Origin of the sequence: Mesobacillus boroniphilus (assembly GCF_018424685.1) — a bacterium.
Lineage (GTDB): Bacteria > Bacillota > Bacilli > Bacillales > Cytobacillaceae > Mesobacillus > Mesobacillus boroniphilus_A.
The window spans coordinates 1,036,777-1,057,393 of sequence record NZ_QTKX01000001.1; the positions used below are offsets into that span (position 1 = coordinate 1,036,777).

General features: G+C 35.2%; 13 protein-coding genes and 1 pseudogene. 12 read left to right on the plus strand and 2 right to left on the minus strand.

The window, feature by feature from the left end:
- The 8 genes from DYI25_RS05260 to DYI25_RS05295 all read left to right on the plus strand — a co-directional run bounded on the left by DYI25_RS05260 (position 1) and on the right by DYI25_RS05295 (position 15,457).
- Positions 1 to 2,784, plus strand: a complete 2,784-nt coding sequence (locus DYI25_RS05260) for a Z1 domain-containing protein (protein ID WP_213367385.1) — start codon at positions 1 to 3, stop codon at positions 2,782 to 2,784.
- Complete coding sequence (locus DYI25_RS05265) at positions 2,771 to 3,793, plus strand: PD-(D/E)XK motif protein (protein ID WP_213367386.1); 1,023 nt, start codon at positions 2,771 to 2,773, stop codon at positions 3,791 to 3,793. Before DYI25_RS05260 ends, DYI25_RS05265 begins: the two co-directional genes overlap by 14 nt.
- On the plus strand, positions 3,786 to 5,801 hold the full coding sequence (locus DYI25_RS05270) for an AIPR family protein (RefSeq protein WP_213367387.1): 2,016 nt from the start codon (positions 3,786 to 3,788) through the stop codon (positions 5,799 to 5,801). The genes DYI25_RS05265 and DYI25_RS05270 overlap by 8 nt, the downstream gene beginning before the upstream one ends.
- 150 nt (positions 5,802 to 5,951) lie before the next feature.
- Positions 5,952 to 6,608 carry a hypothetical protein gene (locus tag DYI25_RS05275; RefSeq protein ID WP_213367388.1) on the plus strand — a complete coding sequence of 219 codons (657 nt, stop codon included), beginning with the start codon at positions 5,952 to 5,954 and terminating at the stop codon, positions 6,606 to 6,608.
- Between the two features lie 82 nt (positions 6,609 to 6,690).
- A complete protein-coding gene (locus DYI25_RS05280) occupies positions 6,691 to 8,925 on the plus strand; it encodes a HelD family protein (RefSeq protein WP_213367389.1) in 2,235 nt (744 codons plus the stop codon).
- A gap of 54 nt (positions 8,926 to 8,979) precedes the next feature.
- Positions 8,980 to 10,206, plus strand: coding sequence for an AIPR family protein (locus DYI25_RS05285; protein WP_342032476.1), 1,227 nt, complete (start codon positions 8,980 to 8,982; stop codon positions 10,204 to 10,206).
- A gap of 87 nt (positions 10,207 to 10,293) precedes the next feature.
- Positions 10,294 to 13,011: a hypothetical protein gene (locus DYI25_RS05290; RefSeq protein ID WP_425374487.1), complete on the plus strand. Its 2,718-nt coding sequence runs from the start codon at positions 10,294 to 10,296 to the stop codon at positions 13,009 to 13,011.
- The gene (locus DYI25_RS05295) at positions 12,983 to 15,457 is read left to right on the plus strand and encodes a restriction endonuclease-like protein (protein WP_213367390.1); all 2,475 of its coding nucleotides are present in this window, start codon (positions 12,983 to 12,985) and stop codon (positions 15,455 to 15,457) included. The genes DYI25_RS05290 and DYI25_RS05295 overlap by 29 nt, the downstream gene beginning before the upstream one ends.
- 65 nt (positions 15,458 to 15,522) lie before the next feature.
- Here DYI25_RS05295 and DYI25_RS05300 read toward each other — a convergent pair whose 3' ends face one another.
- Positions 15,523 to 15,759, minus strand: a complete 237-nt coding sequence (locus tag DYI25_RS05300) for a hypothetical protein (RefSeq protein WP_213367391.1) — start codon at positions 15,757 to 15,759, stop codon at positions 15,523 to 15,525.
- Between the two features lie 603 nt (positions 15,760 to 16,362).
- Here DYI25_RS05300 and DYI25_RS05305 point away from each other — a divergent pair.
- Both DYI25_RS05305 and DYI25_RS05310 read left to right on the plus strand, forming a co-directional pair.
- On the plus strand, positions 16,363 to 16,695 hold the full coding sequence (locus DYI25_RS05305) for a nucleoside triphosphate pyrophosphohydrolase (protein ID WP_213369426.1): 333 nt from the start codon (positions 16,363 to 16,365) through the stop codon (positions 16,693 to 16,695).
- Between the two features lie 23 nt (positions 16,696 to 16,718).
- Positions 16,719 to 17,189, plus strand: a complete 471-nt coding sequence (locus DYI25_RS05310) for a hypothetical protein (RefSeq protein ID WP_213367392.1) — start codon at positions 16,719 to 16,721, stop codon at positions 17,187 to 17,189.
- Positions 17,190 to 17,237: 48 nt separating this feature from the next.
- On the opposite strand, the pseudogene DYI25_RS05315 reads toward DYI25_RS05310, so the two are convergent.
- Positions 17,238 to 17,637: pseudogene (locus DYI25_RS05315) on the minus strand ((deoxy)nucleoside triphosphate pyrophosphohydrolase).
- Positions 17,638 to 17,839: 202 nt separating this feature from the next.
- On the opposite strand from DYI25_RS05315, the gene DYI25_RS05320 reads away from it, so the two are divergent.
- On the plus strand, positions 17,840 to 19,780 hold the full coding sequence (locus tag DYI25_RS05320; RefSeq protein ID WP_213367393.1) for a hypothetical protein: 1,941 nt from the start codon (positions 17,840 to 17,842) through the stop codon (positions 19,778 to 19,780).
- Positions 19,770 to 20,615, plus strand: a complete 846-nt coding sequence (locus tag DYI25_RS05325; protein ID WP_213367394.1) for a hypothetical protein — start codon at positions 19,770 to 19,772, stop codon at positions 20,613 to 20,615. Before DYI25_RS05320 ends, DYI25_RS05325 begins: the two co-directional genes overlap by 11 nt.
- Positions 20,616 to 20,617: the final 2 nt, after the last annotated feature.

Here is a 20,617-nt window from a genome sequence, read left to right on the forward strand (position 1 = left end):
ATGAATATAAATGAAATAGCGATTAAGCAAGTTATGAACTTAATAAGGCATGTAGAACCAATTACATTAGAAGTTATAAAAAATAGTGTGACGCCAGTAGTACAAATGTTAGAAAATTTTTATCCAGGCCAAAAAATTGATCAGGAAAAGCTCTACCGGGATATATTAAACATTACTAATGTTTACGTTGCAAGCGAAACAGAGCTAAGAGATGATTCAGACCATGTAGAATGGCTTCATGATAGAAAGAGCGAAATAAAATGGAAGTTTTGGAACAGATATAAACATTATTTAGAAGATGTTAAATCATTTTCACCTTTGGTTGTCACGAGGCTAAATGCATTGACTGATAACATTTTAGGAAAGTTAGAAGATCCCGAACGGCAGGGGAAATGGGATAGAAGAGGAATGGTTGTTGGTTATGTGCAATCAGGTAAGACATTAAATTATACTGGCTTAATATGTAAAGCTGCTGATGCAGGCTACAAACTTATTGTTGTTTTAGCAGGGATGCATAACGATTTACGTAGTCAAACACAGGTAAGATTAGACCAGGATTTTTTGGGTTACGATACTAGGTTAAATAGGGAATATAACAACACTAATAGAAAGATTGGTGTTGGTAATTTAATAGAACATGGAGAACTAGTTGTGCACTCACTAACAAGTAGTGCTGATAATGGAGATTATAGAACTCAAGTTGCAAGGAATGTTGGATTTATGCTGGGGGGGGACCCTGTAATTCTGGTAGTGAAGAAAAATGCTTCTGTATTAAAGAACTTACTAAGATGGATACAGAGTGATGGCCGAGTGGATCCGGAAACTGGAGAAGTAACTAGAGAGAATATCCCCTTATTGTTAATAGATGATGAAGCTGATAATGCCTCTGTCGATGGAAAACAAGGGAAACGAGATGAGTATGGAAATCTCGTTGACGAAGAAAGTGATCCAACAACAATAAATAGACTTATAAGACAACTCTTAAAAACTTTTCAAAAAAGTTCCTACGTAGGCTATACTGCGACTCCATTTGCCAATATATTCATATATCCTCCAGATGAAAGTGAAAATATTAAAAAGTTTGGAGAAGATCTATTTCCGAGAAGTTTCATAATAAACTTGCCACCTCCTTCAAACTATGTCGGACCTGTACAGGTATTCGGTCTTGAGGAGGATGATGACCTGGGGTTAGATGAGCAAAAGAGCTTGCCGATTGTAAAAGTTGTTGATGATTATGATCATTTTATACCTGATAAACATAAAAAAGATGTAATAATTCCTGATTTACCACCATCGTTAAAGAAAGCAATTAAAGTTTTTATTCTATCATGTGCAGCGAGAATGGCTAGGGGTCAAATTAATGATCACAAATCAATGCTCATTCATGTTACAAGATTTACAGCAGTTCAGAATCAAATAAAAGATCTTGTCCTTCAAGAGCATACCCGAATCCTGAACTTAATTGAATTTGAAGGTGAAAATAAAGAGAGTCCGGCTGTAAAAGAGTTAAGAAATCTCTGGGATTCTGAGTTTAAAGAAACAACACGAAAAGTTAAAGAGCTTTGGGATGATGCTTCCATTACAAATATAGAATGGGAAGAGGTTAAATCATATTTATTTGAAGCTGCAATGAAAATTCAAATTAAGGAGATAAATGGTTCTGCTAAGGATGTATTAGATTACAGAGACCACCCTAAAGGTATGAGCGTTATTGCAATAGGAGGGGATAAGTTATCTCGAGGTATTACCTTAGAAGGGTTAAGCGTTAGTTATTACCTAAGAGCGTCTAAAATGTATGATACTCTTATGCAAATGGGAAGATGGTTTGGATATCGACCAGGCTATCTAGATTTATGTAGACTATATACCAGTGAAGAATTGGTAGGTTGGTACAAACATATTGCAATGGCAAATGAGGAGTTGAGAAAAGAATTTGATTTTATGGCTGCAACTGGCGGTACTCCGCTAGACTACGGTCTCCGTGTTAGAACGCATCCTGATGGTTTGCAAATAACAGCATCCAATAAATTAAACAATGGAACAAAAATGGCGGTATCCTTTTCTGGGGGACTTAGCGAAACTGTAGTGTTTCATAAAAGTAAAGAAAAAATAGAAAAAAACTTTAAAGTTCTTGAAAAAATGATACATGACCTTGGTGCAGAGTCAAAGTATGAAGGCTCCTATGTTTGGGAGCATGTAAGCACGGATAAAGTAGTGGAGTTTTTAGAAGGGTATACAACACACCCATTCTCAAGAAAGGCAGAGACTAGCACTCTAATAAAGTATATTAACAATTTAGTAAATGAAGGAGAACTTCAAAATTGGACTATAGTTTTGCTTTCTAGCAAAACACCAAGAAACAAATTTAAAATCGGCGGTAAAGAAATTGGATTAATTCAACGACAAGATGACAGCGAACATGATACAAACAAATGGATGTTAGCTAAAGGTCGATTATTAAGCCCGAAAGATGAATATAGGTATGATTTAAACGATGATCAAATAAAAGAAGCCTTAGTACGGACTGTTCAATCATGGCAAAATAATCCTAAGAAAAGAAGTAAAGAGGCACCAAAAGTTCCAAGTGGTCCATATATCAGAAGTGTAAGACCGGTACAGAATGGACTATTACTAATATATCCTTTAGATAATAAAGAGTTATTACATGTTACAGATAAACCTATTGTGGGATTCTCCATCAGTTTTCCAAAGAGTAATAGAGCAAAAGAAGTAGAATATATAGTAGATACAAGATATTGGAGAAATATTTATGGAGAAGATTGATCCGTCAATAATTTGGGGTGAACTTGAAAAACATAGCTTCGGTTTAAATAATGGGGTAATAAAAAGACTTATTATCCCGTCTTTTAAATATAGAATATACTTAGCTCTAGAAGTTGACACTAATAAAAGAGCTTTTATTTTGGAAGCACCATACAAGTTTTTTAGAAACTTAGGACCTTTGCCACAAACCATGGGATTTGATGCAGTTACTCGCCAGTTAGGTGATGAGGAAGAAAATAATCTTTCATTAATTCTTTTAGTAAAGAATCGGAATTTCATAGATATCTTTAATTCATTAGTAAAAGACGTTATTGAAAACATTACAGTTTGTAAATCGGGAAAAATTGTAGAAGTACTAATTGGCAGATTGATTAGATGGCAAAAATTTTTGGATGAAGAAAAAGTAAACAAGCTGGATGGCACCAGCCAGAGAGGATTGTTTGGTGAGTTATTATTTATAAAAAGGTTGATTGAAAAATCAAAACTAGATCCTAATTATATTATAAAATCTTGGACTGGACCCGAAATGTCTGTTAATGATTTCAATTTTTGGGATTGTTCAGTAGAAATAAAAACTTCAATCTCAAAACAACATCAAAAAATTAATATCGCAAATGAAAGACAACTAGATGATAGCCATATTAGTAAATTATTCTTATGTCATTATTCTCTAGATAATCAATCCTTAGCAGGACAAACTTTAAATGATTTAATAAGTGATGTAAGAAATTTACTTGATACCAATTCTGCTGTGTTATATGAGTTTGAAAACAAATTAAAAGATGCCGGTTATTTTGATTTTCACTACAAAGAATATGAAATGCCTTATTATAGTATAAGAGAAACGAATTTTTTCAATATAGTTGAGGGGTTCCCAAGAATTATTGAAAAAGATTTAATAGACGGTGTAGGAGATATTCGTTATACCATCTCACTTGCAGCTTGTAGAGATTTTTTGACAGAAGAAGATATAGTTGTCAAAGCAATAAGGAGTTATCGTAATGAATAATGGATTGTTAGAATTTGCCGAAAACTTTCAACAACAAATCATCAGTATGGCACAACTAGAAGGTGAAGAAAGTTTCCGAGAAGATCTATTAACCGAATTGTTTATTGATTATCTATGTGATCTAAGTGAACTGGATGATGGTAGCATCTGTTCATATAGGGGCCGAGGAATGCAGGTTAACGGATTTAGTTTTTCAGAAGAGATAAATAAAATGTACCTATTTGTCTCTGGATATCTTGCTTATTCCCCTCCTGAAACAGTACGTAAAAGTGATGTCGAGTCAGCTTTTAAAAGGAGTGTAAATTTCCTTGTTAAATCATTAAAAGGTTTACATTTATCTATGGAAGAAGCCTCGCCTGCTTTTGACCTTGCATTACAAATGTTTGAGATAAAAGAAAGTCTCTCAAAAGTTGAGATTATCTATCTAACAGACGGATTAGTTCGATCTAATGTATATGATGAGATCCTAATAAATGAAAATATAACAGTAACTTTTCAGGTATGGGATATCGAAAGATTATACAGATCATGGAGTTCCGGAAAGCAGAGAGAAATAATTGAAGTAGACCTAAAGAAGTTTGGGAATAGTATTAAATGTCTCCCTATGCCTGAAGAAAATCCAGATTATAAAACATACCTTGCTATTTTTCCTGGGCAAGTACTAGTTAACATCTATGGAGAATATGGACCGAGATTATTAGAAAGGAATGTAAGGTCTTTTCTCCAAGCCCGAGGAAATGTAAATAAAGGTATTAGAAACACTATAAAAAACGAACCACATATGTTCCTTGCTTATAATAATGGATTATCTGCAGTTGCTGAAAGTCTAGAATACAAAGCCTTTGATAATGGGATTATTGAGCTCTGCAAAATTAAAGACTTGCAAATTGTGAACGGTGGACAGACAACTGCTTCAATATATAATTCATATAAAAAGGACAATGCTCACTTAGCTGAACTCTATGTACAAGTGAAATTAACTGTTATCAATGATCCACAAAAAGTAGATAGTATAGTCCCAAAAATATCAGAATATGCAAATAACCAGAATAAGATTCAAGGTGCAGATTTTTCTGCCAATGATCCATTCCATGTGAAAGTTGAATCTCTATCAAGAACAGTTTGGGCACCACCAGTTGATGGTTCCCAGAGGCAAACAAAATGGTTTTATGAGCGAGCCAGGGGTCAATATATGGATGAGAAAGGTAGAGCAAGTACACCAGGACAGAAGAAACAATTTGAGTCGTTAAATCCCAAAAATCAATTATTCACAAAAACCGATTTAGCTAAGTATGAAAATACTTGGAATCAATTACCCCACATTGTGAGTAGAGGTGCTCAGAAGAATTTTAATGAATTTACTATTCTAATTAATGAGAATAGCGATAAAGTTAATCCAGATAAAAAGTATTTTGAAGACTTGATAGCAAAAGCGATTCTTTTTAAGAGGACAGAAAAATTAGTACAAGAACAAAAGTATGGTGGATATCGTGCTAATATTGTTACATATACAATTGCATGGTTATCTTATAAAACAAATAAGAAGATTGATTTATCAAAAATTTGGAGAGAACAAGGATTATCGAAGGGTTTAGAAGAAGCCATTATAACAGTCTCGCGAAATGTTCACCAACACATAATTAAGGCTCCTGGAAATGGGAATATTACAGAGTGGTGTAAAAAAGAAGAATGTTGGAACATATTTAAAACAGGAAATATACCTTTAGAAGATTTTAACATAGAATTAATTGGGGATAAATTTAATGAAGGATCTACGGATGATTTTGTTGGTGATATAATAAATGAGATCTCTTGTGTTTCTGCGCAGACTTGGTTTGATATTGCAGCATGGAGTAAGGAATCAAATAAATTATTGCCATGGCAGAGAAGTTTAGCATTTAGCTTAGGAAGGCTTAATAAGCAAGGGAAGAAGCCTACCGAGAAGCAAGCAATTCAAGGGAAGAGAATTTTGACAGAAATTGAAACAATGGATTATCGGATATTGTAAGATGATATTTAAATGCTTTTGATAATGATTTCGATTTTTATCGGAATCTTTTTTTTATACTCAAACAAAAACTAATTGTTTATAGATATATATTATGGGGAAAATACTAACTGTTTTAATATTATTTAAAAAAGGAATGTGTTGTGTACTTTGAATATAAATTTTGATGAAGAAAGAGTTAATGACTTTAGATTACTAATCTTAAAATGGGGACATCAGAATTATGCCGCATATCCTTGGAGACACACAAAAAATAAATGGCACGCTTTAGTAGCAGAAATTATGCTGCAGAGAACCAATGCAGATCAAGTTGTACCTGTTTATGAATCCTTTGTGGAAATGTATCCTTCACCAGAAGATCTATTAATGGAAATAGAAACAAATATCTTTAAATCCCTCGGTTTACATTGGAGAGAAGAGATACTCCATTCTCTTGCAAGGGAAATTTATAAGCTGGGCTATATACCAGAAGATAAAAAATCCCTACTAAAATTACCAGGTGTTGGCGACTATATTTCTGCTGCCTTCCGTTCTTTTCATCTAAATATTAGAGATGTAATCATTGATAGCAATGTTGTCCGACTGTATGGCAGGTTTTTTGGTTTTGAAACGGTCCCTGAGACTAGGAGGAAAAAGTGGTTTAAAGAACTTGCAGAAGAAATTACTCCAAATACCAACCATAAAGAATATAATTATGCCATCTTGGACTTTACGAGAAATATATGTAAACCCAGTCCCTTACATAAAGAATGTGTACTAAGTGATTTATGTTGTTATGCGATGAAAAACATTGATAGTAGATACTAGAAACCTCATAAATACTCACAAAAACTGTCGAAATTTGGTATAATATTTGAAGATATACCAATAAAAGTCTGGGTGAGTGGGAATGAAAAAAGAAATTATAAATCAAGAACAGAATATATTGGATAAAACCGTAAGTGAAATTGACGGAATAATTAAATCATTAGGCGATGAGTTAAAAAATAATACGACTAAAGATGTTTTACTTGAAAGAACGAATAGAAGGTTTATTAATGATTATCTGGATGCACGTAAAAACCCTTATTTTGGCCGTATTGATACATATGAAGATGGCAAGCGGGAAACTTTTTATATCGGTTATACAAGTGTTGCAAAAGATAAAAACCAGGACATAATTTATAGTTGGAAATCATCTGTTGGTGATCTTTTTGCCCAATTTCATGGTGGAGACGGGAATATTGTAATAGATAGAGGGCAAAAAGAAAAATATGATTTTAATGTCCTTTTAAAGCGATCACTCTTGATTGAAAAATTAAAGGTGAAAAAATATTCGGATACTGTTAGTGAGCAGGCCAGAGAAGAGCTAGGCACAGAGGAAGATAGTGTCTTATTCGATGATTTTCTGATGGATATATTAGATGGAAGAAATAATGAAACACAGTTAAAAGATATTGTCATGACTATCCAGAAGGAACAAAACGAAATTATAAGATTATCGATTGACAATTCAATCATCGTTCAAGGAGTGGCTGGAAGCGGTAAATCTTCTATTGCCTTAACACGTATTTCTTATTTGTTGACACGGTATAAAGAAAAGCTAACACCCGCAGATATAGGTATACTTGCACCTAATGAGATGTTTATCAGTTATATACAATCGGTTATGCCGACGCTTGAGATTGAAGATATTCCTCAGTTTACTTTTAAAACGCTTTCAAAATCTATCTTAAAAAACCTTGATATTGATAGTTTAACAGATCCAATTAATTCCCTGAGTGGATTAATTAATGGTGATCCGGCTGATATTAACAATTTTAAATCGTCCTTCGAATTTAAAACTAAAATTGATTTATACCTTGAAGAGTTTAAAAACCAGTTCGTTCATAATATCAAGGAGTTTAGATATTTTGACACGATCAGTAATACAGAAATTATATTGTCGCGTGATCAAATTATAAATCGTTATGAGGACCTTAGTTACCTATCTTTAGTAAAGAGGAATCAAGAGATCCTAAGATATATTGAAAAGTGGGTTGATTCACTTTTACAATCAAAACAGGAGGAACTTAAAAAGGAGTTTGAAACCGTAACAAACACAATGTTTAATGGTATACCTAAAACTGGTTCCTTAAGGAAGCAAGCCTATGAGTCCATAGAAAAAGTATATTCATACAGACAAAAACAGTTAAGAGATGAACTTAATCAAAAGTGGAAAGAGTATAAAAGCTCTTGGGAGACTTTTGATGTTTATTCATTATATAAGAGGATACTTATTCTGGAAAATTTATACCATGGTAAAGTCACTACTGTGACTGCATTTAAAAAACATTTGGAATACGATGACCTTGCACCATTAATGTATCTGGAGATTTTATTGAACGGTGAAAGTAAACAATATCAGCATCTTGTTGTTGATGAATCTCAGGATTTGAGCCCTTTCCAAATTTTTGTTTTAAAACTTCTATCTAAGTCTATGACTTTGCTGGGAGACGTTACACAAAACATTTATGTTGAAAAGGGGATCAATGATTGGTCATATTTAATAGAAAATGTATTTTTTAATGATAAAGTAAGATTGATAGAGATTAATACCAGCTATAGATCAACTAATCCTATAATGGAAGGTGCCAATTTAATTGCTAGGAATGCAAATTTAAATGCTCCAAAAATTATTCCAATCGGAAGAAAAGGGGATAAAATTGCAATTGAAAAGATATACGACCCAATTCGATTACTGGAAAACATTATAGAGACAATAAAATCTTTACAAAAGCAAGGCTTTAAGAAAATAGCTGTTGTCCATAAGGATTTAAGAAAATCTGTTTCTCTACATGAAAGATTAGTAAAACAATTTTCCAGTATTCAATTGGTCACTAACTCAAACCAAATAGTTAATAAGGATGTAATAATTATTCCTTCTTTCTTAACTAAAGGGCTGGAGTTTGATGCAGTAATCATACCAAACGCCTCTGATAGAAACTATGGGGAGAATGAACTTGATGCTAAGCTTTTGTTTGTTTCGTTAACCAGAGCTCAACATTATGTGAAGTTATTTTACCATCAAGAATTAACGACTTTGTTGAATGGAATTGAGATTCCTAAAGTTGAACGGGAAGAAGAAGATTATTCATTCCTATAGATAGGAATATGAAAAGATATTACACAGACATAGAGCAATCAGGGGGAATACAGTGTGGAACAAACTATGAATAACGTACAAGTCATTGACTTTACAGTTACAAACGGGGTTCTATCAGAAGTAATTGAAGAAAAAGATCAAAAAATTAATTATTATAAATTCACCGCTTTATGTACCGACATTCAGCCGACCAGTAAAGAAGCGAACCCACGGAAACAGGATATATCAAAGAAGAATAAAGTAGCTTCCAAAATAAGAGAGACTCTGTTGAATCCTGATATTTCATTTCACACTCGAAATAAAGGCATAACTTATTTTGCAGATAGATTGGAAGTAGAATACAACAGTAATGGTTCATGCACTGTCAGGATCTATTTTACAGATCCATCATCACAGGGAAGTGTTGATGGAGGACACACTGAAATGGTTATTCTTGATGAGGCGGGTAATTATCCGGAATGGAAAAAAGTTAATATAGAAGTTATGACTGGGATAAAAAGCCCATTTACTCATGTTTCAATTGCGGAGTCCAGGAACACCGGAGCTTCCGTGACAGCAGAAACTTTGGATGAGCTTAGTGGTATGCATGGAATACTAAAAGATCACCTTCAGGAAACTCCATATGAAGACAGGGTTTCATTTAAGCAAAATGAAGATAAAGAAGACGGTAAAGACCTGACTATTACATTAATTAAAAAACTGTATGAAACTTTTAACATTAGAGATTATGCTGATAAGGATCCTAAAGGTGTATATAGTTCTAACCAAGGAGTAATTACCAAGTATCGGAAAGAGTATGATGCACACGGAACTTCAACAGATAACGTGTATGAAAAGTTAAAGTATGTATCCAGTGACATTTTCAAACTTACCAATTACATTCATGAAAATTTCAAGGATCTATACAACAGGTATGGCAAAGGAAACTATCTTGCGAATAAATGTGCTGACTATAAAGATGGATCCCGAAAAGAATTAGTACTTTTTGGTGAGCCAGAACAATATTTGGACTATAAAGTTCCAAATGGCTTGCTATTCTTGGCTTTATCAGGCTTCCGACAGTTTTTAAAAGAAAACGAAGAAGGTTATTACGAATGGAAGTTCGACATATTTGAAGAAGATAAAATTAAGGGGCTTTTGGAAGTTGTATTCCAGGTATTGGCTTCTGGAATGAGAGATAATGATAATAACCCTCAGAGTGTCGGAAAAAATGCAATGGTCTGGCAGGTAATGAGAACTCAGGTCTTTATGAAGGCATATATGAATCAGTGGGTTAAATAATTAATTTAGAGAAATTGCAAAAAAAGAGATAACCTCTAAAGCCCTTGTACTCTTGCAAGGGTTTTATTTGTATAAGTAAGGCAGTTTTTGAAAGAGAGTGAAAATACTTTGATAAATAAAGATACTTTTGTTGAATGGCTAAAAACCTCTACTAATATTAATCCATATACTATAGGGCGATATTCACAAGCTATAGACACAATATCTTCAGAACTAGGAGACTATGGATTAAATAGAATTAATTTATATACTCTTACCAACACAACCATTATTGATGCTATCATCCAAAATCCTGAGTTTAAAAAGAAAAATGAAAAGGGACATAGAATGTATAGTGCTGCTTTAAGTCATTTTAAAAAATATATTGAGCATTACTATACTACTGAGTTACAAGCAAACCTACCAGGAGGACCAGGTACTGTGACTAAAGAAGATACAATATTAATAAAAATAGGAGTTTCTTATAAAGAGGGTATGACACCGGAAGAGTTATACCATGCAACAAGTGTTAGCTGGGTAATTGGTGAAAATAGACTGCGCTCTGGAGAGATTGAATATTATTGTGCTGTTTTTAATAATGAAATTAAAGAAGTTTATCATTTTACCGGGTATGAGAAGGATACTCATCCTGATAACATCGGCCGTTTTATATTGTTTGGTGAAATTGCAGAAGAATCAATACGATCTAAGGTTCTTAACCTTAACGTAAGAGATATACATAAAGGATCAGGTAATCCAATTAAATATGTAAAGATGGATAACTTATTGACACGAGCAAATAACAATCCTCAAACCCCAAAGGATGAGAATCCAATAATAAATCAAAATATGATTAAATTACTATTTAAGAGGTTGGCAAACGAAAAAAACGAAATTAGAACACTGAGCACGAATAAACCTAACTGGATCACAAAAATAGATGAATCTGGATTATTTGTGGAAACAGAAACATCTAGAGTAGAGGTTTCACGCGGGGAAAAGAACAAACCTTATGCTTTTATATCTTATGATTTCTTACTGGCAGCCTGGGAAGAATTATTAAAAGTAAGGAAGGCTTCATCAAGTGACTTTATTGAGACCAAGGGCCGGTCTCGCTTTGTCATGGCATTTTTTAATGAATTACCCTTTGTTGAAAAAGTCCTAATAGATAATGCTCCTTATATCAGATTTAATGAATTTACTACAGATCAGCTTCCAGAAGCGAATTTGGAACAAACCTTGGAGCTTTTGAATGAAATCATAAATCAAGATCTAGACCCTAAATTAATCTCGCAAAAATATAATGATGATTCAATAAAACGTCTAAAACTCCGTGCAAGACAGGGATTAAAAATCCTTGGATTTTTAAATGAAGAATACAGGATTCAAAAAAGTATATGGGACCAGTATATTAATTCTGATGACAAAATTGAGTTTCTATCAAAGAGGATATTGCAGCATTCCTACTTCTCAGTAATTTATCAATGCCTTTCACTCCTAAATGGAGTCGAAAAGGCAGATAAGTTTTCTTTCCTAACTGAAATTGGAATGTTAATCGTGAGAAACTCAATGGGCACGAATTTAATGGTACAATCTGTTGCCCAGTACAGGACGAGAAACATGTTAAATTGGCTAAAAGAAACAGGATTGGTGGATGAGGAGTGGAATGTTTTGAGAAATAATAGTATAAATCAGAATTATACTACATCTTCAATTGCCAGTATGGTGAGAGAAAACTTGCCAATCTACGGAATTATTGAACACATAAATAGATATATCGCTGGAAAGGGTTTCTATTACGAAAAAGACGAAATCATTAATCTCTTCTTATCCCTAAAAACCAAACCATTCGTCATTATCTCAGGTATTTCCGGAACAGGGAAAACCAAAATTGTTCAATGGTTTGCTGAGAGTGTTGGAGCGACTGAAAAAAATGGTCAATTTAGTTTAATCCCGATCCGTCCAGACTGGAATGATGGTTCTGATTTATTGGGATATGTTGATATCAAAGGTGAGTTTAAAGAAGGTCCTTTAACGAAGGTAATTATGAACGCTCACCTGAATCCTGATATGCCTTATTTTGTTCTTCTAGATGAGATGAACCTGGCGCGTGTTGAGTATTATTTTAGTGATATTTTAAGTGTGATGGAGAGTCGCAAGTGGGAGAATGGTGAGATTGTTTCTTCTACTCTTCTCTCAAGTGATGTTTATGGGAAGGGCCTTACTCTTCCAAACAATCTTTATATTATCGGAACGGTTAATATGGATGAAACGACGCATCCATTCAGCAAAAAGGTATTGGATCGGGCAAATACGATTGAGTTTAATCGTGTTAATCTTGGTAACCTGGCGTTTTTAACAGAGCTTGAAGAAGATGAGCCGAAAGTCATCGGTCAAGATCGTTTTGCTTCTAAGTATCTTCATTTGAAGGATGTATATAAAGAAAAAAAAGAAATAGTGACCAGGACTACAGATGAACTGGTTAAGATCAATGAATCGCTCCAGTTGATTAATGCCCATGTTGGTTACCGTGTCCGGGATGAGATTTGTTTTTATCTGGCTTATAATGAAGAATCTAATTTAATGAAGTTCGAAAATGCATTTGATCACTGCATTTTGCAGAAAATCCTCCCTCGAATTGCAGGCAGCGACACTCGAGTGGAACAATTGCTGAGGGGACTCTTTAGTCAATTTACGAATCAAGAGTATGAAGAGGATGGACAAATTGACATTCAAAATGCCAAGTATCCGCGAAGCGCAGCAAAAGTTGCTGAAATGCTGGGGAGGTTAAGAAACGATGGCTTTACTTCCTTCTGGATCTCGTGATGATGTTGAATTAGTTAAAATTGAGACTGAGGATCTTTCATTAGTGATAAAGGGAAAACCTTATCATGATCGGTATGAGGGGTTACGGCAATATAAGGCTATGGACCGTCATGATGTAATGTACTTTAATGCTGTTAGTGATTCCATCCAGGATGAAAAGATTTATGATATCTCCATTCAAGAGTTGGTAAACCCAACAATCCAAAGGCCAATCTTCTTTGAAAATGGGGTCTATCAGCTGATCGTCGTTCCAAAGGATGATCGGGAGTTCACTTTTTATCATGAATATCCTCTTATCAGACAAGCCGTCTCACCGGTGCCTATTGGCAGCCAATCTATTTTAATGGGGAACCTGCAGTTTCAAAATGAGGTGGGTTTCACTACGTTCGAGATAAGAGCTGATGGTAAAACAGTACTAGAAGTCACTCTGGAAATCTTCCCTGTTAAGCTTGATTATAAAAAGGATTACCAAAAGCTTTTAGAGGAAGTAAACGATGAAATTTATAACCTGGCTTTTCACTTTATCCGAAAAACGTATTTAGGTGCCAGGCTAAGGCTGGAGGGAAATCCGTCAAAAGCGGAATTTTACCGGCTGATCAGTGAGCATTTTCATCAATTTCTCCAGGCCGTTGCGAGAATCGAATTTCAACCTCATCATAAATTGGAGAAGACATATGAAAAAGCACGCGGGGACCAGCTGAGGAAGCAAGACTCTGTCAGCAGGAACTTTTTGCGTAAGCGTGCGAATGTTTTTGTCGGTGTAACAAAGGGGATTGATGTCCGTGGCAGGACGGTCATGCCTTCTGAAGGGTTAAAAATCAAAAAAGAGCTTACATATGATACTTTGGAGAATCGCTATGTTAAGTGGATGATTGAGCGGATTAAACAAAAGCTTGATGATTTATTGGACTCTATTGTGAGCAAAAACAGATGGACTAGAGAGAAGCCAGATTATGACTTAGTTGAGAAAATAGAATCGATGTCCAAACAGTTAAAGTCAAAGCTGAGCAGTCCATTTTGGAAGTCCATTGGAAAACTAGATCGATCGGTGATGAGTCTGGTCTTGCAAATGGCACCCGGTTATCGGGATGCTTTTCAGATTTATTTAACCGTGTCCAAAGGATTGATGCTGCAAGGGAAGCTGTACCGAATGTCGGTGAAGGATGTTGCCACTCTCTATGAATACTGGACTTTTTTAAAGCTGGGACAGATTCTTGGCCGTAAGTATAAGCTTATTAGCCAGGATATTGTTCAGGTTAACAGGAAAGGACTGTTTGTGAATCTGGAAGCAAATAAGACGGCAAGAAGAATATTCAGACACCCTGTAACGAATGAAGAGATCATTTTAGCGTATCAAAAACGGGAAAGCAGCTTGCCGACTGTTTCGCAAATACCTGATACGATGCTGTGTATTGAGAAAAAGGGAAAGGGCTACAAATACCATTATATTTTTGATGCTAAGTATAGAATTGATTATGCTCAGGAAGACAGCTATTATCAGAAGCGGTATAAAACGCCTGGTCCGATGGAAGATGATATCAATACGATGCATCGCTATCGGGATTCGATTGTTGCGACAAATGGGGGTCCATTTGAGAGAACCGCTTTTGGAGCTTATGTGTTATTCCCATGGTTTGATGAAACCGTCTATGAAGAGCACCATTTTTACAAGAGCATTGATAAAGTGAACATAGGCGGGTTGCCTTTCCTGCCGAATGCTACGAATATGGTTGAGCGGTTTGTAGAAAGATTGATTGACAAAAGCCCTGAGGAGATTCAACGGGAGGGCATCCTGCCAAGGGGTGCTCATGAAGAATGGAAATCGAGCTTGGATCAAATGGTGATGGTGGGGCTTGTTTCCGATCAAGAGAGTTATGATAAATTCAGCAAGGAAGCCTATTATCAAATTCCTGTAAAGCAATTAAGAAAAGGCTGGCAGGAAGTTGAGTATATAGCCTTGTATGTTAAAAATAGCTTAAATACTGATAATGGCGTTCAGCTTTATGCAAAGATTAATAATGTCATGCCTTATCATGATGGTGATGATGAATATATGCGTTTTAATGTTGCTGCCTGGTCAAAGTTGAAGCAGAGCATAAGGCCTGTAAATTATGGTATATCAAACTATGTGATGACGACCTTAAATAATCTAAAGGAAGCGCAGGAACTTCCTGAATTATTTATGAAGTCCAAGGAAGAGATGGCGATTTGGCGTATGCTTAGAAGGGTGTCTGATCAAATTAGGATTGACCTGGATCATGAGAATCTTGATCATGCTTCTAGAATATCGGAGTATAATATTAAAAATATCAAAGTGATTATGGATAAGCAGGAGAGGGGAATTCGGTTCATTCAAGATAACGCAGAAGAAGCAGTTTCTATTGATCAATTAGAGAAAAATCCTTCAGGGGTGTTTAAAAAAATGATGGGGATGCTTCAACAATAGAGAGATTTCAAAGGCAGACTAGTTGGTCTGCCTTTTGCTGTTTCTTTAATCTTTTTATGTAATTTCTATCCGTGATTCGGTTTGCACACTTTGCATGGTCTAACGGATGTATCGTTTAGCTCTTCAAGGTGTTCCAGAGGCCGATAGTATCCGTTCTTCTCTTGATTAATGATCACTTTCAATTCGTAATTCTTTTTTGTGATATAGGAGCAGCTTGTCTTATGGAGCTTGTTTCCATTAGCGCTGTCATAAACGATTACATATTCATATTTCAGTATTTCCGCAAACATCTTTATAGCCATAAATAACACTCACCTTTTTCTATGAATATATCACTTGAAGTGCTGAAATGGTATAATTTAACTAAAATACATTCTGAATTGAGGGAAAAAGACATGGCTTATTTTAATCAGGAAAAATTTGATTTGCCAAGAAACTTAAGAGGAAGAAGTATTCACCTTAATGTCATTCCAACTGTGTCCAACTTGAAGAATTTGATTGATAAATTGATTTTAGTTGATGGTGATGTGAGTCAATTAAAGCAATGGGAAAAAAGAAGTTATTCAGCTTATCAGATTAGTAAAATCAAAAGAGAAGTGATGAATGCTCCAACAAAGGATAGCAGGACGAACCTAGTGAAACAACATATTTTAAACCAGGACCCTAACGATTTAGGTGCTAGCTGTATTGATATTTATTTGGTTGCCTATGTTGCAGAGAACGTTAAACCAGGAAAACAAGCATTTAAAGAATATGTGATGAATCACGGGATTACTGATAAGTCGAACTCGGCTCAGGCCATTTGGCAGGTAGGAAAAGGGGATGGAACCTACCTGGGAGTTTTACATGAAGATGGTTCAGTCCGAGATTGGGATTTTTTCAGGAAGTGGGTAAATGGTCTAAGTATGGGCAAGTCAAAGGTATATAACAAGCTAGTCCGAGACCGTATACCTGAAATCATTCACCGGTCAGGAAAATCATTTAACACGAGAAAACTAGCATATGAAGAATATATAAAAGAGCTAAAAAATAAAGCATTTGAGGAACTGAATGAGTACACCCAGAGTAACAACAGTCAAGAAGCAGCTGAAGAACTGGCGGATTTGTTTGAAGTAATGCATTCATTAGCAGAAATCCATGGTTATACATTTGATCAAATTGAGGAAATACGTCAACGCAAAGCAGAGGTTAGAGGCGGGTTTAGGGAAAGGATTTATTTGATTGATGTTGAGGAGTAGTTAAAGACAATTAGGGAGAAAAAATGATGGATAAAAAGACATTTAAGATAACCTTTAATAGATTGCTGGAAGCTTCAGTGGATGGACTAACAAATGAACAAAAGATCAAGTATATGAAGAAATGGATTAGAGATCACGAGAAGATGGAAGAAAGCACAACAAACAAATCTATTTCGCTGCCTGACTCTATATATGTTGAAAGTTCTGAGAAGATAGGTGAATTGGTAAGAACAAAATTAGCGCAAATAATACGTAACCAATTACTAAGTCCAGAAAAGGTACGAGTTTTACAGGATGCAAAACACTGCAAGAATTTATTCGACATTAATCATCCGATGCTTAAAAAGGTTACATATGACCGTCCACTAATTGAACAAAGAACTGTGAACGGATATTTCCGTTATTGGGCAAAGCGGTTACTATACATAAGGAAAAATATCTTGTCTGTAATGATTGGTATGAGAGAAACAAACCCAAGTTTATTATGTGGGTAAAAAACTTTTAGTGAGAGAATATTTACTTTTAGTCTTCCTTTTTGAAGGCTATTTTTCTTGTATTAACTTTTCTACAGTTGGAATATCAGCAGGAGCCCATACCAGGGATAAAAGGTTTTCTCTTCGTAACCATATTAACTTCGAGTGTTCAGTAGCTGTTGGTGTTCTATGAACAATTTTAGCCCTTATTGAAATCAAGTAAACAATAAAAGTTTCGTATTCATGAACAATATCCATGTAAGGATTTGTATCTGTGCTAATTTGGCAATTTATTTCTTCAGATATCTCTCTTTTGAGAGCGGAAAAAAACATCTTCATTCTCCTCCACTTTACCACCAGGAAATTCCCACATATTCGGCAAAGACATAGAATGTGATCTAAGAGCACATAAGATTTCACCTTTCTCATTTTCAATAACCGCAGCTACTACCTTAACATGTTTTTTCATTTCTTCTCCTCCACAAATTTTTCGTAGTTAATGATATCAGAAGCGCAGCTCAATACAAAATATGGATTCGTTGCTAAATGTAAATTACTTCTATTTCGTGTTACTCAATATGTTAAAATAATTTATAGTGTGAATATAATGCTTATATAGAGAACATATAATATTACATTAGAGTTGTTGAAGGGAAATTGGGGGGTTAACAATGAATACTTATTGGAACTTTCCAGCTGCTACTGGTGGGTTAATCAATTCAATAAATAATGCCGGTCTTGAGACTTTCAGAGGGAATGCTTTGGAATCATTGACCAGGGAGGTTTGCCAGAACTCCCTTGATGCGGTAAAGGATACAAAGAGTCCTGTCATTGTGGAGTTTTCGCAATTCCAGATGAATACTAATGACTTTCCTGAGAAGGAAGAGCTTGTTGAGGTATTCCATAAATGTGAAGCTACTTGGAGTGGCAGGAATAAGAAAAGTGAAGATTTTATCGAAAACGCTTTAAATCTGCTAGGCACAGACAAAATTAACTTTCTTAGAATTAGTGACTTTAATACTAAAGGGCTTGAGGGAGCACGTGATGGTGAAATCGGCAGTCCATGGAGCTCATTAGTCAAAGAAGCAGGATCATCTAATAAAGGTGAAAGCTCTGGCGGAAGCTTCGGTATAGGGAAATCTGCTCCTTTCCTGAATTCGAATCTAAGGACACTTTTTTATTCATCTAATGATATTACTGGATATGAATCTTATATTGGCGTAGCCAACATCATGTCCTTCGAGAAAAACGAAAATCAAATTACATTAGGTAACGGTTACTTTACACACAATGAAAAATCCCTTGCCATTCCTGGATCCTTCCAGCTTGATCCTCAATTTATTCGTAAAGAGACCGGTACGGATATTTATGTGTCTGCATTCGAACCTGTTGGGGATTGGGAAAGTGAAGTGAAAAAATCTGTTTTACATAATTTTTTCATTACTATTTTTCAAAAGAAATTGGTCGTCAGAATTAATGATTTTGAAATCACTCATGAAAATCTCGGACAGTTGATTCATGACCTGGAGAGCAGTGAGGAGAACGAGATTCTGAAAAACTATTTCAATCTCCTAAACTCTGATAAAACGATAAAACTAAAATACCCTGCAAAACAATATAAGAATGGTATTTCATTTGAAGAGGGCGAAGCAGAACTGCTTTTGTTCAAAGGAGAAGATTTGAATCGACGTGTGTTAATGACGAGAAAAACGGGCATGCGTCTGTTCGAGCAAAAGAATATTAGTGGGAGCATTTCTTTTACGGGTATCCTGATGATCACTGGTAACCATATGAACAACATTTTTAAGCAAATGGAGAACCCTGCTCATAATGAATGGGCTCCTGAAAGATATGAGAAGGATCCGAAATTGGCTAAAAAGATTTATTCTGATTTGAGGAGCTATATAAGAAAGACGGTCAACGAGCTATTCCAGGAGAAAATTACAGATAGCATGGATGCGGTTGGATTAAGTGATTTCCTGCCAAATAAAAATTTGCTTTCAGACAGTGGCAAGAATAAGACCGAATCCTTAACATCTTCGATTAAATCGCTTGTTTCTAAAAAGAAGAAGGAAGACCCTCTGAAAAAGACTGTTACAAAGGGTGAGCAAGAGCAAGAAATAGAGGAACAGTTAAAAGGTGAATTCGGTATTACGCCGACAGGAGATCAGGGTGGAAACGGGACTGGTCAACATAGTGGAGGCGGAGATGCTGGTGGCGGCTCAACTGAAACCGGTGAGAATAACAAACTGGATGAAAATGATTCAGGAGATCAAGACAAAAAGAGAGAACGTAAGCCAAGCAAGAAGCCGGTCCAAATGCAACAAAGGTATGCATGTGTTGATAAGAATGATGGGAAATACCGATTCATGGTCACTCCTCAAAAATCGCTGACAAGCGGTCGCCTGGTATTTAAGGTTATGGGGGAACAAAGTGATTATGATCTTCCAATCAAAAAGGCGGCAACGGATAACTCGGAGGTTTTAGTAGAGAAATATACTGCTAATACTATCTATTTGCAATCTCTTAAAGCGAATAAAAGCTTTATGCTTGATGTGGAAATTGACTACTCGGATTACTGTGTAATGGAGGTGGAGCTGTATGAAAATTAGTAGTGCATATCCATATCCTGTGCTTTATATGAATAATGATGATTATATAGATTCCATTTTTTCAACAGGAATTGAAGTGGCTGAGTCATTTGGTGAAGTGAAAATTAACGCCCATTTCCAGCTGGACAACAATGGGGTTAAAGAGTTAATTCAACAACAGAAAGCAGTTTTCTTAATCCATGTTGAGTGCGGTCAAACCAGTTTTCGACAAGTATATGAATCTTTCCATGATTCATTGGAAATTTCGATTCCTTCGAGTAATTTAAGAGGAAAAATCCAAATTCACTCTTTTATCATCGCTAAAGATAGAATCACGGATTATACCAATAATTCATTGAGCGACTGGTACAAAGGCTTTCCGATTACGTTTGAGAAAGGGAATTTCATTGGAATTGGCGAGGCGATTGAAACGACATTGTTTGAGGATAATGCGGAGCTATTAAATTTACCTTCTATTATTACAGTGAGTAAATCTCAAAAGAAAGAGTTTATGGAAGTAGATTTAAATTCGAACAATATAACAATTGCACTCCCGGAGTATGAATATAATCAATATGCTGGAAATGCTAATTCTCGATTGAAAAATACTATCTTGTCAGCGGTTTTTATGCCAGCTTTGGTATATATTTTTTCTAAAATCAAAGATAGCCAAGGGGACTTTGAAGAATACACATGGTACCAGGTGCTAGATAAAATCTTCGATGAAAACAATCATAAACTCGAGGACGTTGGTTCTGATACTTTTTCTGCATTGAAGGCTGCTCAAATGGTCTTGAGAAAACCATTGAAAACCAGCTTTGAAGAGATTGAAAAACTCAACCATGCGGAGGAATGACA